The sequence below is a fragment of the Variovorax rhizosphaerae genome (genome assembly GCF_037889975.1).
GTDB classification, from domain to species: Bacteria; Pseudomonadota; Gammaproteobacteria; order Burkholderiales; family Burkholderiaceae_C; genus Variovorax; species Variovorax rhizosphaerae.
The window spans coordinates 41,433-56,111 of record NZ_JBBKZT010000027.1; the positions used below are offsets into that span (position 1 = coordinate 41,433).

The following is a 14,679-nucleotide window of genomic DNA, read 5'->3' on the forward strand; positions in this document are numbered from 1 at the left end:
TGTCCCGACCCAGAGGTCTTGTCGCAGTCAGGCCGGGCTGAGCCGGCCTCCGGAAACGTCTGCAAACCCCGCCGCCATTTCCGCCGGCGCGCTTGCCTCGCGACCCACGAAACGCCATGCCTGTTCGTGGGCACCCGCGGAACCGGCTTTGCCGGGCCGCTGGGTGCGCCCCCTTGAGGGGGTGCGCCGCAGGCGCTGCGGGGGTGGGCCTTTATCGCTCGATGGTCAGCGCCACGCCCATGCCGCCGCCGATGCACAGCGAGGCAATGCCCTTCTTGGCGTTCTGGCGCTTCATCTCATGCAGCAGCGTGACCAGGATGCGGCAGCCGGACGCACCGATCGGGTGGCCGATGGCAATGGCGCCGCCGTTCACGTTGACCTTGCTCACGTCCCAGCCCATTTCGCGGTTGACGGCACAGGCTTGGGCCGCAAAGGCTTCGTTGATTTCCAGCACGTCGAGGTCGGCGGCCTTCCAGCCAGCGCGTTGCAGCGCCTTGGTCGAGGCCGGCACCGGGCCCATGCCCATGATGGCCGGGTCGAGGCCAGCGGTGGCGTAGCTGGCGATGCGGCCCAGCGGCGTCAGGCCGAGCGAGGCCGCCTTCTTGGCGGTCATCACCATCACGGCGGCAGCGCCGTCGTTCAGGCCGGACGCGTTGCCGGCGGTTACGCCGCCGGCCTTGTCGAAGGCGGGGCGCAGGCCGGCCAGGCCGTCGGCATTGGTCTTGCGGTTGATGAACTCGTCCTTGTCGAAGACGACCGGGTCGCCCTTCTTCTGCGGAATGTTCACGCCGACGATTTCGTCCTTGAACTTGCCGGCGTCCTGCGCGGCGGCGGCCTTGGTCTGGCTGCCCAGCGCGAGTTCATCCTGCGAAGCGCGGTCGATGCCGTACTTCTTGGCCACGTTCTCGGCGGTGATGCCCATGTGGTACTGGTTGTAGACGTCCCACAGGCCGTCCACGATCATGGTGTCGACCAGCTTCCAGTCGCCCATGCGCTGGCCGTTGCGCGAGTTCGGCAGCACGTGCGGCGCCAGGCTCATGTTTTCCTGGCCGCCGGCGATGACGATCTCGCTGTCGCCCGCGCCGATGGCTTGCGCGGCCAGCATCACGGCCTTGAGGCCGGAGCCGCATACGGCGTTGATCGTGAGCGCGGGCGTTTCCTTGGCGCCGCCGCTCTTCAGCCAGGCCTGGCGTGCCGGATTCTGGCCGGCGCCGGCCGCGAGCACCTGGCCCATGATGGCTTCACCGACCTGGTCCGCCGTGAGGTTGGCGCGCGCCAGCACTTCCTTGATGACGATGGCGCCCAGCTCAGTAGCCGCGATGCCCGCGAGCGAGCCCCCGAACTTGCCGACGGCGGTGCGAGCGGCTGAAACGATGACGATGTCTTCCATGCTATGTACTCCGATGATGATGACTGACTGGACGATTGAACGAGGGGCTTGACGCGGGACGCTTCAGTTCGGGGAACACCACGGAACCGGCTTCGCCGGGCCGTCGGTGTTGCCCCCGGTGAGGGGGTGGGAGTCGCGCACGCAGTGCGCAGCGACCTGGGGGAGAGCCATCAGGCCTTGGCCTTGACGTAGCGGCCGGGGGCCGGTTCGGTGGCCTTGTAGGTGTTGCCCTTGCCGTAGGTCTTGGGCGCGGGAATCTGCTTGCCTGCGTGGCCCTTGAGCCAGGCCGACCAGTCGGTCCACCAACTGCCGGGATGCTCGGTGGCGCCTTCCAGCCATTCGGGCTGCGTCTTGGGCAGCTTGCCGTCTTCGCGGATCCAGTGGCTGCGCTTCTTCTTGGCCGGTGGGTTGATCACGCCGGCGATGTGGCCCGATGCCCCCATCACGAAACGCTTCTTGCCCTTGAGGATCTGCGTCGACGCATAGGCGCCCCCGATCGGCACGATGTGGTCTTCGCGCGAGCCGTAGATGTAGACCGGTGCCTCGATGGCGCCCAGGTCGATCTTCTCGCCGCACACGGTGAGCGCGCCAGGCACCATGAGCTTGTTTTCGAGGTAGGTGTTGCGCAGGTACCAGGCGTAGAACGGGCCCGGCAGGTTGGTCGCGTCGCTGTTCCAGTAGAGCAGGTCGAACGGCGGCGGCGTCTCGCCCTTCAGGTAGTTGCCGACGACGTAGTTCCAGACCAGGTCGTTGGGCCGCAGGAAGCTGAAGGTGGAGGCCAGGTCGCCGCCGGGCAGCAGGCCGCCGCTGCCCATCTGCATCTCGCGGTACTTCACCATCGGCTCGTCGATGAAGATGTCGAGGATGCCGGTGTCGCTGAAGTCGAGCAGCGTGGTCAGCAGCGTGACCGAGGCGGCCGGCTGCTCGCCGCGCGCCGCCAGCACGGCCAGTGCCGTCGTGAGGATGGTGCCGCCGACGCAGAAGCCGAGCGTGTTGATCTGCTCGCTTCCACTGATCTCCTGCGCGACGTGGATCGCCTTGATGGCGGCGTCCTCGATGTACTTGTCCCAGGTGGCGGTGCGCAGCGACTCGTCGGGGTTGCGCCAACTCACCAGGAACACGCGGTGGCCTTGCTCGTTCGCATAGCGGATCAGCGAGTTCTCGGGCTGCAGGTCAAGGATGTAGAACTTGTTGATGCACGGCGGGACCAGCAGGAACGGCTTCTCGTAGACCTTGGCATTGAGCGGCTTGTATTCAAGCAGCTGGAACATCTCGTTCTCGAACACCACCGCGCCCTCGGTGGTCGCCACGTTGCGGCCGACCTCGAAGGCGCTTTCGTCAGTCATGCTGAGATGCCCGCGCTTGATGTCGCCCAGCAGGTTCTGCAATCCCTTGCCGATGCTCTCGCCCCTGGTGTCGATGGCCCGCTTGATGGCTTCGGCGTTGAGCGCGATGTAGTTGCTCGGCGCGCACGCGGCGGCCCACTGCTCGACCGCGAAGCGCAGGCGCGCACGGGTCTTGGCATCGGCCTCGACGGCCTCGGCCATGCCCATCAGCGTGCGTGCGTTGAGCAGGTACACGGCAGCGGCAAAGCCTGACAGCGGGTTGCTGCCCCAGGCCTCTCCGGCAAAGCGGCGGTCACCGGCCGGCGGCGTGGTGAGGCCTTTGTTCCAGAGTTCCGAAGCCTCCTTCACATACTGCTGTTGCAATTCCTGAAGCTTGGCCGGCGAGAGATTGAACCTGGGCAGGTCCGGCATGCCGGGCATCGACATGCCCCCGTTGTTGCCAGTCGCTTGAAAGGACTCCAGCGCCTTGTTCCATCCCTGTGTCAGCGCCTGCTGCATCGACGCGAATGCGTCGGCCGTCGCGGCCTCTAGTTTCATGAAGTCTCCTTGATCTGCGCGATGGCCCAGACAGTTTTTGAGTATCCTGCAATCGCTGGCGAGCCTTGGTTCGACCGGTTCGATGCCGCAGAACTACGCGGGGTTTTAGGGCGGCCATCCTACATGTGTTCGCCGAATACTGTCTCCATTTTCATTACTCACCGACCGTACATGTTCGTGCACCTGATCGTCATCGGCTGGCTCTACGTCGTCGTGATGATGGCCGTGGCCGAGGCGACCAACACCAATGGCACGGTGCTGGGCGCTATCGTTACTTTTCTGATGTACGGATTGGCCCCGGTCGCGCTGGTGGTGTACCTGATGGGTGCGCCGGGCCGACGCAAGGCCATCCGGGCGCGTGAGATTGCGGAGCAGGAGGCCGCGCGCAAAGCTGCCGCGGCAATGGAAACCGACGGCGCCGTCGAGGGGCGGCGAACGCCCGCCGGCGGCGAGCGCGCAGGTTCAGGTGCGCCAGATGCAGGCGGCGAATCGTCCGCTGCTCCCGTCGCGCCGGTGCGAAAAGAAACGTGAAGGGTTGCCGACGGTGCACCACACGGCCGTGCCGTCGTTGCCATGAATGGATGCCACGCCCGCGGCCAGCAAGCGCTGGCGCGCGAGGCCGGACAGGTGGGCGAACCACTTGCCTTCGGCGTGCGCCGGCTTGAAGCATGCGGCGCTGGCCGGGTCGTGCGCCTCGAAAACAGCCTTGACTTCGGCGCCGACTTCGAAGGCCGTCGGGCCGATGCATGGGCCGAGCCATGCCATGACCGTCTCGCCGTCGTCGTAAGTCGCCAGCGTCTGCTCCAGCACGCCCGCGGCGAGCCCGCGCCAGCCGGCATGCGCGGCAGCCACCTGGCGGCCTGCGCTGTCTGTGAACAGCACGGGCAGGCAGTCGGCCACCATGACCGTGCACGCCAGCTCGGCCTCGGTGCTGGCGCAAGCATCGGCGGTCGCCCCGTCGGCGCTGGCTGCATCGAGACGCAGCAATTCCACGCCATGCACCTGCCGCAAGAACACCGGGCGAACACCGATCTCGGCCTGCAGGCGGCGCCGGTTTTCCGCGACCGCCACTGCATCGTCACTCACGTGATCGCCCAGGTTCAGGCTCTCGAAACAGCCCTGCGAAACACCACCGGCTCGCGTCGTGCAAACCGCCCGCACACCCGCAGGCGCCGGCCATTGCGGCACCAGCAGGTCAAGATTCGGCATCGGGACAGTTCGAAGGCTGGGCGCGACGGAAGGCGTCGAGCTGCATGCAGGTCTCGAAGGCCGCCATGGTGCGCGGCAGGCCGTTCAGGTCGCAATCGAAACGCTGCGCATTGAAGATCTGGGGCACCAGGCAGCAGTCGGCCATGGTCGGGGTGTCGCCGTAGCAGTAGCTGCTGCCGGCAGGCAACTGGGCCAGCTGGCGCTCGAAGGCCTCGAGACCAACGCGGACCCAATGACGGTACCAGGCGTTCTTGGCCACGTCGTCCAGCTTGAGCTCGCGCACCAGGTACTTGAGCACGCGCAGGTTGTTGACCGGGTGGATCTCGCAGGCGATCGATTCCGACAACGCCCGCACGCGCGCGCGGCCGACCGGGTCGCGCGGCAGCAGCGGTGGCTCGGGCTGGGTCTCGTCGAGGTATTCCATGATCGCCATCGACTGCGAGAAGTGCTCGCCGTCGTCTTCCAGCACCGGCACCAGCATGTCGGCCGAGATGGCGGCGAAGGGGCCGGCGAGGTGGTCGCCGCGCGCGATGTGGACGGGGATGTAGTCGTAGTCCAGGCCCTTCAGGTTGAGCGCAATGCGCACCCGGTACGACGCCGACGAACGAAAGTAGTTGTGGAGCTTCATCATGGGGCGAGCATAGGACAACACTGTCCAAGGCGCTCGCGTGTCGGGGCGACATGCCCAGCATTGGCGGGATGTCCAAGGTCGCAGGCAGGCGAGCCGCCGCGCCCTCTGGCACACTGCCGCTTCCTGTTGAACCTGCTCCGTAGAAGGACGAACTTCCCATGGCTTCCGAGTACGTATTCCCTCCCGCACCCGTCGTGTCGATCCCCGTCGTGGGCACGGGTGCGCGTTTTCCGGTGCACCGCATCTACTGCGTGGGCCGCAACTACGAAGAGCACGCGAAGGAAATGGGCTTCAGCGGACGCGAGCCGCCATTCTTCTTCATGAAGCCGGCCGATGCGATCGTCGTGGTGGATGGCGGCCAGACCGGCAGCGCCGCCTACCCGAGCCTGACCAAGAGCCTGCACCATGAGATCGAGCTGGTGGTGGCGATCGGCACCGGCGGCAAGAACATCGCGGCCGCCGACGCGATGAAACACATCTACGGCTATGCCGTGGGCCTGGACATGACGCGGCGCGACCTGCAAGGCGAGATGAAGAAGCAGGGCCGCCCGTGGGAGATCGGCAAGGCCTTCGAGCAGAGCGCGCCGATCGGCCCGATCGTGCCGGTGGCCGATGCGGGCGACGTGCAGAACGCGGAGATCTCGTTGCAGGTGAATGGCACGGACCGCCAGCGCAGCAACGTGAGCAAGCTGATCTGGAACATTGCCGAGACCATCGAACAGCTTTCGGCCGCATGGGAACTGGCGCCGGGCGACCTGATCTTCTCGGGCACGCCGGAAGGCGTGGCTGCAGTGGTGAGCGGCGACACGCTGGTGGGGTCCGTCGCCGGCCTGCCATCCCTCACCGTGAAGATCTCCTGAAGACCGACCCCGCCGATACATGTTCCCGCGCATCCCCATCAAACACTGCAAGAACTGCGGCACCGCCGTCGTCTATCGCTTGCCGGATGACGGCGACACCAAGCCGCGCGCGGTGTGCCCCGCCTGCAACACCGTCCACTATGAGAACCCGCTGAACGTGGTGGGCACGATCCCGGTCCTGGGGGACAAGGTGCTGCTGTGCAAGCGCAACATCGAGCCGCGTTGGGGCAAGTGGACCTTGCCCGCCGGGTTCATGGAACTCGACGAGACCACAGCCCAGGGCGCGGCGCGCGAGACGGACGAGGAAGCCGGCGCCGAGTACGAGTTGCAGGGCCTTTTTGCCGTGATGAGCGTGGTGCGCGTGGGCCAAGTGCATCTGTTCTACCGTGCCAGGCTGCTGAGCGACAAGTTCAATCCGGGCCACGAGACCATCGAGGCCAAGCTGTTCACCGAAGAAGAAATCCCCTGGGACGAGATCGCCTTTCGCACCGTGCGCGAGGCGCTGCAGCACTTCTTCGAGGATCGCCGCAAGGGCAACTTCGACCGGGTGCACACCGTCGATATCGTCTGAGTCTTGAGTCCGAAGCCTGTCACACACATGAAATCCCCTTCCCTGATTCCGCTGTTGCTCGCCTCGCTGCTGGGCCTGGGCGCGCACGCCGAGACCGTGGGCGACGTCGACACGGCCTTCAAGCTGATCGGGCCGGACCACAAGATCGTGGTCGAGGCCTATGACGACCCAAAGGTCAACGGCGTCACCTGCTATGTCTCGCGCGCCAAGACCGGCGGTGTCTCCGGCGCGCTGGGCCTGGCCGAAGACAAGTCCGAAGCCTCGATCGCCTGCCGCCAGGTCGGCCCGATCAGCTTCAAGGAGCCTCTGCCCAAGCGAGAGGAGGTCTACAGCGAGCGGCTGTCGATCATGTTCAAGCGATTGCGCGTGGTGCGCATGGTCGATGCCAGGCGCAATGCGCTGGTGTACCTCACCTACTCCGACCTGCTGGTCGATGGTTCGCCGAAGAACGCCATCACCGCCGTGGCCGTGGATCGCGGCACGGTGATCCCGGTGAAGTAGGTGCGCTGCCCCGCAAGTAACTGCGCATGAAATCGCGCCTTTTGCGCCATGGCGGCGTTGCAAATCCTCGCGATACCTTCCGGTATCGCTGTGGTTTGCGCCTTGCCCTGACACGAAATGCATCGATTTCATTCTGCGCAGTGACCTGCGGGACAGCGCACTAACCGCCCGGCGCAGTACCCATGCCTGCGCCCGGCCAGCACCCCCTTCGCGTCCTCTATGGCGCCCTGTGGCGCTTTGCCGCCGGGGTGCGTGGGCGACTGGTCGGTGCGCTGTCGCTTCTGGGCGGGTCGCAGCTGATCCGGCTGGGCATGCCGTGGCTGGCTGGCAAGGCTATCAACGCGTTGCAGCAAGGCGAGATCGGCACCGCCACGCAGTGGATCCTGCTGCTGGTGTTCGTCTACCTCGTCTCCTGGGGCTTGCACGGGCCCGGCCGCGTGCTCGAGCGTGACGTGGCCGTGCGCGTGCGCGAGACGCTGGCCGACACGCTCTATGCCCGCATCGCCGCCGCGCCGCTGACCTGGCACGACGCGCATCACTCCGGCGAGTTGCAGCACCGCGTGCACCAGGCCGGCCGTGCGCTGTCGGACTTCGCGCAGAACCAGTTCGTCTACCTCGCGAGTGCGGTGACCTTCGTCGGGCCGCTGGTGGCGTTGATGCTGCTGTCGCGCGCCAGCGGCGTGCTGGCGCTGGTGGGCTATGTGCTGATCGGCCTGGTGATCCTGCGCTTCGACCGCGCGCTGATGAAGCTGGCCCGCACCGAGAACGATGCCGACCGGCGCTATGTCGCAGCGTTACTGGACTTCATCGGGAACGCATCGACGGTGATCGGCCTGCGGCTGCAGGCGGCCTCGCGCGTGCTGCTGCGTCGTCGCATGGCGGCGGTGTCGGTGCCGCTCAAGCGCGCGGCGATGTTGAACGAAGGCAAGTGGGCCGCGGTGGAACTGCTCGGGCTCGGGCTGACCTGGGCGCTGGTGCTCATCTACGTGTGGCATGAACGCGGACCCGGCGAGGCCGTGCAGCTAGGCAACGTGTTCATGATCTACCAGTACGCGCAGCAGGCGGCGGCCGTGGTCGGCTCGATGGCGGCCAACTTCCAGAACTTCGCGCGCATGCACACCGACTACCTGAGCGCCGACCCGATCTGGGCCGCGCCGGGCGACCCGTCGGATGGCCGCAGCGACACACCGATCGAACGCGGCGCCGCGTGGCAGCGCATCGCCATCAACCACCTGGCATGGGGCTATGCCGATGCGGCACGCGGCGGTGGCCTGCGCGACATGGCGCTGGCCTTGCACCGCGGCGAGCGCATCGCGCTGGTGGGCCCGAGCGGTGGTGGCAAGAGCACCTTGCTGCGCGTGCTGGCGGGGCTCTACGTGCCGCAGCAGGGCAGCCTGCGCCTCGACGGCCATGCGCAGGACTGGACCGCGCTTCGCCGGCTCGCCACGCTGATCCCGCAGGAGATCGAGGTGTTCGAGGCCAGCGTGCGCGAGAACCTGACCTTCGGCGAGCCGCATGAGGAGGCCGCGTTGCAGGCCGCCTTGCATGCCAGCGCCTTCGACGAAGTGCTGGACGCCATGAAGGGCTCGCTCGACACGCCGCTGACCGAGCGTGGCTTCAACCTCTCCGGCGGCCAGCGGCAGCGCCTGTGCCTGGCGCGCGGCGTGCTTGCAGCGCAAGGGAGTTCCTTGCTCTTGCTCGACGAGCCCACCAGTGCGCTCGACGCCGCCACCGAGGCCCGCGTACTGGAGCGCATCGGCACCGCTTTCCCCGACGCCTGCCTGATCGCGTCGATCCACCGGCTCAGCGTGCTGGACCACTTCGACACGGTGGTGCTGATGGAGGCTGGCCGCATCGCCGATGCCGGTCCGCGCGCCGAAGTGCTGCAGCGCCAGCCCCAATTGCGGCACGGATCGAACAGGTAATAAGTGGTAGCGGCCACAGGCCGGCAGATGCGAGCCACTATATTTTGCTGCCCTGCAGCGCAGACGCTGCTTTCCAGGGAACACAGCGCGACGACAACATACCAACAACTCATGCCTCTATCTGCCTTCGCAACATCCCCCTCGCTCCGACGCGCCCTCCTCGCCCTCACGGTCACCGCCCTCGCCGCCTGCTCCAGCACCCCACCGCCGCCTGCCAAGCGCGCGCCCACCGCGGGCGTGCCGGCCGCGCCGTCGCCATCGCCGCCACCACCCGCGCCCACGGTAAAACCGGCGTTCATCCGACCGGCCGCAGGCGAAATCGTCGCCCGATTCAACGGCAAAGAGAACAAGGGCATCGATATTGCCGGCGCACTCGGCGACCCGGTGCTGGCCACGGCCGATGGCCGCGTCGTGGTCGTCAGCAACGCGTTGCGCGGCTACGGCACGATGATCATCATCAAGCACAACGAGACCTACATCTCCGCCTACGCGCACCTCGACAAGGCGCTGGTGAAGGAGAACCAGGTGGTGCGCCAGGGCCAGCAGATCGCCGAGATGGGCAAGAGCGGCACGGATCGCGTGAAGCTGCACTTCGAGATCCGCAAGCAAAGCGTGGCGGTGAATCCGCTGCCCTTCCTGGACAACAAGGTGCGCTGATCCGCAAGAAACAGGGCGGCCGCCCGCCGGCCTCGACACTGCGTTCGCCTTCGCGGAGACTACGCGCCGAAGGAGATCCGGATGCGCTCCATGTCGATTCGCCGCCACCTGCTCTTGTGGGGCGTGGCCATCGCGGTCCTGACAGCCCTGATCTGGGCGGTGGTGCGCTTCGTGAGCCCCGCGCCGCCGCGCTCGCTCATCATGAGCACGGGCGTGACCGACGGCGCGTATCACCGCTTCGGCCAGCATTACAAGGACATCCTGCAGGCCAACGGCATCGACCTGCAGTTGCGCGCGTCGAGCGGCGGCGTCGAGAACCTGCAGCGGCTCAACGATGGCAGCGTGCAGGTCGCTTTCGCGCAGGGCGGCACCGGGTTGCTGACGCTCGACTATGACGCGTTGCCCAGCGCGACGCCGTTGCGCTCATTGGCCACCGTCGCCTACGAGCCGGTGTGGATCTTCACGCACACGCTGGACCTGTCGAAGGGGCTCGGCGCGCTGGCCGGCAAGCGCACGGCCATCGGCGTGCCCGGCAGCGGCAACAACAAGGTGGCGCTGCAACTGCTGGCCGTCTATGGCGTGGTGACCGACGGCAACCAGCCCGCGGCGGATGGCACCACCTTCATCCATGACGGCGGCCTGGCCGTGGTCGACATGCTCGCGCGCCGCGAGATCGACGCGGCCATCATCATCTCGGCACCGCAAGCGCCCGCGATACAGCGACTGCTGTCCGACGGTTCGATGCACTTGGCGGCACTGGAGCATGTGGAAGGATTGGCGCGCCGCTTCCCTTACTTTCGCCCGGTAGTGCTGAAGCGCGGTTCGGTCGACCCGCAACGCGACATGCCCCCGAACGACATCGAACTGCTGGCGACGACGGCCAACCTGGTCGTTCGCGACGAGTTGCATCCCGCCCTCAGCTACCTGCTGCTGGAGGCCGCGCAGCAGGTGCACAAGCAGCCGAGCCTGATCAACCGGCCCGATGAATTCCCCAGCCCCAAGGGCACGGACTTTCCGCTGTCGACCGAGGCCGAGCGCTACTTCAAGAACGGCCGACCCTTCCTGCAGAGCTACCTGCCCTTCTGGGCGGCGAACTGGGTGCAGCGCCTGTTGTTGCTGCTCGTCCCGTTGGCGGCCATCCTGGTGCCGTTGGCGCGCGTGCTACCAGCGCTGGTCTCGTGGCGGCGCCAGAGCAAGATCTACCGCCGCTATGGCGAATTGAAGTTCCTGGAGCGGGACCTGGCTTCACGCCAGTTGAATGACCAGGAGCGGCGCAACGCGCGTGCGCAGCTGGACCACATCGAGAAGGAAATCGTGCAATCGAAATTTCCGCTGGAGTTCTCGGACAAGGTGTACACGCTGCGGCAGCATGTGGACTATGTGCGGGCGCAGTTGGCGCGGCAGTCGGAGGAGGCGGGGTAGCCCCTCTTCTCAGCGTTTCGACCCGGCCGACTCCAGCAGTTCGATGACCGCTGTGTTTCGCTGGTCCGGCGACTGCTTCGCTGCAGCCGCCTTGGCAAGATCGAGGGGCGTCCGGCCAGTGTCATCCTTGACGGCGGGGTTCGCCTTGTTGTCGAGCAGCAGGGGAACGGCATTCTCATCCAGCGCGGTGGCGGCAAGGTGCAAGGCGGTCCAATGCGGGTTGCCTCGGCTTTCACCACTGGCAAGGGCGTCGCGATGGTCTTGCGCGTTGATGTCGAGCCCGGCGTTCAAGTAGTGACTCAGGAGGCGTCGTGCCTCGGCCCGGTCTTCCATGAACACCACGAACTGGGCGCCGGCCGAACGGTTCATATCGCGAATCTCGGCGGCCGTCGGGTGAAGCCGATAGAGCGCCTGGCGGCAAGGCCAGGCGAGGAACGGACGTTCCACCTCCATGCAGATCTGCAATTGCATCGCATCGCGATCCAGGACGGAGCGCGCGAGCAGGGCCACCGCCGCGCCGCCTGCCAGCAAGGCGACTGCGACGCTCCATCGGATGGCGGTTCGACGACTCAAGCGTCAACCCTTCGCCCGCACCAGCTTCCCCGTCGACGAGGCCCGGGCACACAGCCGGCCGTCCTGCGCAAACAGGTCGGCCTCGAGGAACACCACGCTGCGGCCCCAGCGCAGGACGCGGGCTTCGACTTCGAAGGTCGATACGTCGACGCGCTCGAGGAAGGTCACCTTGAGTTCCAGGCTGGCCAGCCCCGATTCCGGCTCGCGTGCCATCACGGCGAAGGCCATCGAGCAGTCGAGCCAGGCGGTGATGATGCCGCCCTGCACCACCGTGCCGTGGGTGTGGGCGAATTCGGGGCGCGCGGTGAAGCGGACGCGGGCAGCGCCGGCTTCGGCGTCGCTGCGAAGGAGTTCGGTAAAGCCGATGGCGTGCATCAGGCCGGTGGGGAATTTTTGCTTGTCCATGGGGTTGTGTCCTGCGCATCCGCCGCGCCATCGCATGGGCGCCAGCGGCGAGCGGCAATGCTACGCGGCAGGCCCTATGGCAAGCGACACGATGGCGACTGCGCGTGTCGCGCGTTGCAAGGCGCTTGTCGCGTGGCGCATATGCCGTGGCGCGAAATGCATGCCCCTGCACGGGAACGCGTTTTGCTTCAAGCTGCGTACCCCGTTTCATGAATACGAGCAAATGAAATCGGGCACTCACCGTGCCGCACAGGCACATCCTCCCTCACTCAACCATTACCCAAGGACGCATTGATGAGCACGATCAAGACCGAGGACGGCACCGAGATTTTCTACAAGGACTGGGGCACCGGACAGCCCATCGTCTTCTCGCACGGCTGGCCACTTTCGGGCGACGACTGGGATGGCCAGATGCTGTACTTCCTCCAGCAGGGCTATCGCGTCATCGCGCACGACCGGCGCGGGCACGGGCGGTCCAGCCAGACATCGGGCGGCAACGAGATGGACACCTATGCCGACGACCTGGCCGCGCTGACCGAGGCGCTGAACCTGAAGGACGCGATCCACGTCGGCCATTCGACCGGTGGCGGCGAGGTAGCCCGCTACATGGGCCGGCACGGCACCAAGCGCGTGGCCAAGGGCGTGCTGATCGGCGCAGTGCCGCCGCTCATGCTCAAGACCGAGGCCAACCCGGGCGGGCTGCCGATCGAGGTGTTCGACGGAATTCGCGCTGGCGTGGCGGCCAATCGCGCCGAGATCTACCGGGACTTCACGCTGCCCTTCTACGGCTACAACCGGCCCGGCGCGAAGATCTCGCAAGGCATTCGCGACCACTGGTGGCTGCAGGGAATGATGGGTTCGATCCTGGCCCACTACGAATGCGTCAAGGCCTTCTCGGAGACCGACTTCACCGAGGACCTGAAGAAGATCGATGTGCCGATGCTGGTCATGCACGGCGACGACGACCAGATCGTGCCGTACCAAGATGCCGCGCTGCTGTCGGCCAAGCTGCTGAAGAACGCGACGTTGAAGATCTACCCCGGCCTGCCGCACGGGATGTGCGCGACGCATCCGGAGATCATCAATCCGGACTTGCTGGCGTTCTTCAAGTCCTGATTGAAGCCCACCCCCAAGCGCCTGCGGCACCGGGGCGGCCGCCAGAGGCGGCTGCTCTTGCGGTTCCGTCCAAGCCTGCACTGGCAGGCTTGGAGCCGCGGCCCTCAGCCCCTCAAGGGGGCGCAACCCAGCGGCCCGGCGAAGCCGGTACCGCGGGTGCCCACGAACAGGCATGGCTTTGCTAGCGCTTGTTCATGCGTCGCGGAAGACGCTAGAAGAGAAGCCGTCGCGGGTGCGCGGCGCGGGATCAATATTTGCCGGCGCCCATATACCCGAACAGGTGGCCGGCCACCTTGCGCATCTGGATCTCCTCGGACCCTTCGGTGATCCGGTAGCGGCGGTGATGCCGGTAGATGTGCTCGAAGGGCTTGTGGCGTGAATAGCCCAGCCCGCCGTGCACCTGCATCGCCCGGTCGGCCGCTTCGCAGCACAGGCGGTTGGCCTGGTAGTTGCACATCGAGACCTTGTCGGACAGGCGCTTCTCGACTTCGGGCTTGGGCATCTGGTCCATCTGCCAGGCGGTCTTGCGGATCAGGAGGCGCAGCATCTCGACCTGCGTGGCGAGTTCGACCAGCGGGAACTGGATGCCCTGGCTGCGCGCGAGCTCCTCGCCGAAAGGCTTGCGCTCGCGCGCGTACTTGACGCTTTCGCGCACGCAGTAATCGGCGGCGCCGAGGCTCGATGCGGCCTGACGGATGCGGTTCTCGTGCACGAAATGCTGGGCCAGCGCCAGGCCGCCGTCGAGCTTGCCGAGCACCGCGGAGCCCGGCACCCAAACGTTGTTGAAGCTCACGCGCGGATGGTCGGTCGGCATGTTGAAGGTCCAGAGGTATTCCTCGATCTTCACGCCCTCGGCATGCGCCGGCACCAGGAAGGCGCTGATGCCGCGGGCCTCGCCGTCGCGGCCGCTGGTGCGCGCGAACAGCACGCAATGCGTCGCGGTGTGCATGCCGGTGGTCCACATCTTCTCGCCGTCGATGCGAAAACCCGGCTGGCCGTTGCGCGATTCGGGCACGGCACGGGTCTCCATGTGCGTGGCATCGGAGCCATGCTGCGGTTCGGTCAGGCCGAAGGTCAGGCGCACGCGCTCATCGAGCATGCCCGGGATCAGTTCGTCGCGATGCGCCGGCGTGCAGAGATCGCGGATGACCAGCACGAAGGGGTTGTTGGCGACGATGGAATGCTCGTTCTGCAGGTCGTTGTGCAGGCCCAGGCCGCGCGCGGCAAAGTGCTCGCGGATCACGGCCATCCAGAGGTTGCTGCCGTTACGCCCGCCGAACTCCGCTGGCAGGCCGAAGCGCAGGTGGCCGGCCTTGTCGGCACGTCGTCGGGCCTCGGCCAGCAGCGACTCCCACTCGGGGCGCGGCAGTCCGCCGTTGTCGAAGTCGGTGCGGGCCCATTCGCGCCGATGGTCGAAGAAGCGCTCGTTGTCGTCCTGCGCCTGCAGCGGCGCGATCTCGCGGTCGATGAAGTCGTCGAGTTCGGCGAGGTAGGCGACGAGGTCGGAGGGCAGGTCGAAGTCCATGTTCGTCTTCT

At 66.6% G+C, this 14,679-nt stretch carries 15 protein-coding genes; 8 read left to right on the top strand and 7 right to left on the bottom strand.

Annotated elements, in window-relative coordinates; genetic code table 11:
• Positions 1 to 211: 211 nt before the first annotated feature.
• Together WKW82_RS34550 and phaC are read right to left on the bottom strand one after the other, a co-directional pair.
• Positions 212 to 1,390 carry an acetyl-CoA C-acetyltransferase gene (locus WKW82_RS34550; RefSeq protein WP_340347561.1) on the bottom strand — a complete coding sequence of 393 codons (1,179 nt, stop codon included), beginning with the start codon at positions 1,388 to 1,390 and terminating at the stop codon, positions 212 to 214.
• Positions 1,391 to 1,560: 170 nt separating this feature from the next.
• On the bottom strand, positions 1,561 to 3,273 hold the full coding sequence (phaC, locus tag WKW82_RS34555) for a class I poly(R)-hydroxyalkanoic acid synthase (protein ID WP_340347562.1): 1,713 nt from the start codon (positions 3,271 to 3,273) through the stop codon (positions 1,561 to 1,563).
• Positions 3,274 to 3,294: 21 nt separating this feature from the next.
• Here phaC and WKW82_RS34560 point away from each other — a divergent pair, with 21 nt between their 5' ends.
• Positions 3,295 to 3,804: a hypothetical protein gene (locus WKW82_RS34560; protein ID WP_340347563.1), complete on the top strand. Its 510-nt coding sequence runs from the start codon at positions 3,295 to 3,297 to the stop codon at positions 3,802 to 3,804.
• Here the strand turns inward: WKW82_RS34560 and pgeF are convergent.
• Complete coding sequence (gene pgeF, locus WKW82_RS34565) at positions 3,736 to 4,482, bottom strand: peptidoglycan editing factor PgeF (protein ID WP_340347564.1); 747 nt, start codon at positions 4,480 to 4,482, stop codon at positions 3,736 to 3,738. The genes WKW82_RS34560 and pgeF overlap by 69 nt on opposite strands.
• Positions 4,469 to 5,110: a maleylacetoacetate isomerase gene (gene maiA, locus WKW82_RS34570; RefSeq protein ID WP_340347616.1), complete on the bottom strand. Its 642-nt coding sequence runs from the start codon at positions 5,108 to 5,110 to the stop codon at positions 4,469 to 4,471. The genes pgeF and maiA overlap by 14 nt, the downstream gene beginning before the upstream one ends.
• A gap of 161 nt (positions 5,111 to 5,271) precedes the next feature.
• Between maiA and WKW82_RS34575 the strand changes: the two genes are divergently transcribed.
• The 6 genes from WKW82_RS34575 (at position 5,272) to WKW82_RS34600 (ending at position 11,049) form a co-directional block, all read left to right on the top strand.
• Positions 5,272 to 5,973 (top strand): fumarylacetoacetate hydrolase family protein, encoded by a 702-nt coding sequence (locus WKW82_RS34575; RefSeq protein ID WP_340347566.1) that lies wholly within the window; start codon positions 5,272 to 5,274, stop codon positions 5,971 to 5,973.
• Positions 5,974 to 5,992: 19 nt separating this feature from the next.
• Entirely contained in the window at positions 5,993 to 6,544 is a 552-nt protein-coding gene (locus WKW82_RS34580; protein ID WP_340347567.1) for an NUDIX hydrolase, read from the top strand.
• A 27-nt stretch (positions 6,545 to 6,571) separates the two neighbouring features.
• Positions 6,572 to 7,045 carry a CreA family protein gene (locus WKW82_RS34585; protein ID WP_340347569.1) on the top strand — a complete coding sequence of 158 codons (474 nt, stop codon included), beginning with the start codon at positions 6,572 to 6,574 and terminating at the stop codon, positions 7,043 to 7,045.
• Positions 7,046 to 7,227: 182 nt separating this feature from the next.
• Complete coding sequence (locus WKW82_RS34590; protein ID WP_340347570.1) at positions 7,228 to 8,970, top strand: ABC transporter ATP-binding protein; 1,743 nt, start codon at positions 7,228 to 7,230, stop codon at positions 8,968 to 8,970.
• A 111-nt stretch (positions 8,971 to 9,081) separates the two neighbouring features.
• Positions 9,082 to 9,627, top strand: a complete 546-nt coding sequence (locus WKW82_RS34595) for a peptidoglycan DD-metalloendopeptidase family protein (RefSeq protein ID WP_340347571.1) — start codon at positions 9,082 to 9,084, stop codon at positions 9,625 to 9,627.
• A gap of 90 nt (positions 9,628 to 9,717) precedes the next feature.
• The gene (locus WKW82_RS34600; RefSeq protein ID WP_340347572.1) at positions 9,718 to 11,049 is read left to right on the top strand and encodes a TAXI family TRAP transporter solute-binding subunit; all 1,332 of its coding nucleotides are present in this window, start codon (positions 9,718 to 9,720) and stop codon (positions 11,047 to 11,049) included.
• Positions 11,050 to 11,058: 9 nt separating this feature from the next.
• Here WKW82_RS34600 and WKW82_RS34605 read toward each other — a convergent pair whose 3' ends face one another.
• Both WKW82_RS34605 and WKW82_RS34610 read right to left on the bottom strand, forming a co-directional pair.
• Positions 11,059 to 11,580 carry an ankyrin repeat domain-containing protein gene (locus WKW82_RS34605; protein ID WP_340347574.1) on the bottom strand — a complete coding sequence of 174 codons (522 nt, stop codon included), beginning with the start codon at positions 11,578 to 11,580 and terminating at the stop codon, positions 11,059 to 11,061.
• A 45-nt stretch (positions 11,581 to 11,625) separates the two neighbouring features.
• The gene (locus tag WKW82_RS34610) at positions 11,626 to 12,027 is read right to left on the bottom strand and encodes a PaaI family thioesterase (protein ID WP_340347575.1); all 402 of its coding nucleotides are present in this window, start codon (positions 12,025 to 12,027) and stop codon (positions 11,626 to 11,628) included.
• A 294-nt stretch (positions 12,028 to 12,321) separates the two neighbouring features.
• On the opposite strand from WKW82_RS34610, the gene WKW82_RS34615 reads away from it, so the two are divergent.
• Positions 12,322 to 13,143, top strand: coding sequence for an alpha/beta fold hydrolase (locus WKW82_RS34615; protein ID WP_340347576.1), 822 nt, complete (start codon positions 12,322 to 12,324; stop codon positions 13,141 to 13,143).
• Positions 13,144 to 13,390: 247 nt separating this feature from the next.
• On the opposite strand, the gene WKW82_RS34620 is transcribed toward WKW82_RS34615, so the two are convergent.
• Complete coding sequence (locus WKW82_RS34620; RefSeq protein WP_340347577.1) at positions 13,391 to 14,668, bottom strand: acyl-CoA dehydrogenase family protein; 1,278 nt, start codon at positions 14,666 to 14,668, stop codon at positions 13,391 to 13,393.
• Positions 14,669 to 14,679: the final 11 nt, after the last annotated feature.

Excerpts from the sequence above, each read along its gene's own strand:
- WKW82_RS34550 (WP_340347561.1), bottom strand. The coding sequence starts at position 1,390 with ATGGAAGACATCGTCATCGTTTCAGCCGCTCGCACCGCCGTCGGCAAG.
- phaC (WP_340347562.1), bottom strand. The coding sequence starts at position 3,273 with ATGAAACTAGAGGCCGCGACGGCCGACGCATTCGCGTCGATGCAGCAG.
- WKW82_RS34560 (WP_340347563.1), top strand. The coding sequence starts at position 3,295 with ATGGCCCAGACAGTTTTTGAGTATCCTGCAATCGCTGGCGAGCCTTGG.
- pgeF (WP_340347564.1), bottom strand. The coding sequence starts at position 4,482 with ATGCCGAATCTTGACCTGCTGGTGCCGCAATGGCCGGCGCCTGCGGGT.
- maiA (WP_340347616.1), bottom strand. The coding sequence starts at position 5,110 with ATGAAGCTCCACAACTACTTTCGTTCGTCGGCGTCGTACCGGGTGCGC.
- WKW82_RS34575 (WP_340347566.1), top strand. The coding sequence starts at position 5,272 with ATGGCTTCCGAGTACGTATTCCCTCCCGCACCCGTCGTGTCGATCCCC.
- WKW82_RS34580 (WP_340347567.1), top strand. The coding sequence starts at position 5,993 with ATGTTCCCGCGCATCCCCATCAAACACTGCAAGAACTGCGGCACCGCC.
- WKW82_RS34585 (WP_340347569.1), top strand. The coding sequence starts at position 6,572 with ATGAAATCCCCTTCCCTGATTCCGCTGTTGCTCGCCTCGCTGCTGGGC.
- WKW82_RS34590 (WP_340347570.1), top strand. The coding sequence starts at position 7,228 with ATGCCTGCGCCCGGCCAGCACCCCCTTCGCGTCCTCTATGGCGCCCTG.
- WKW82_RS34595 (WP_340347571.1), top strand. The coding sequence starts at position 9,082 with ATGCCTCTATCTGCCTTCGCAACATCCCCCTCGCTCCGACGCGCCCTC.
- WKW82_RS34600 (WP_340347572.1), top strand. The coding sequence starts at position 9,718 with ATGTCGATTCGCCGCCACCTGCTCTTGTGGGGCGTGGCCATCGCGGTC.
- WKW82_RS34610 (WP_340347575.1), bottom strand. The coding sequence starts at position 12,027 with ATGGACAAGCAAAAATTCCCCACCGGCCTGATGCACGCCATCGGCTTT.
- WKW82_RS34615 (WP_340347576.1), top strand. The coding sequence starts at position 12,322 with ATGAGCACGATCAAGACCGAGGACGGCACCGAGATTTTCTACAAGGAC.
- WKW82_RS34620 (WP_340347577.1), bottom strand. The coding sequence starts at position 14,668 with ATGGACTTCGACCTGCCCTCCGACCTCGTCGCCTACCTCGCCGAACTC.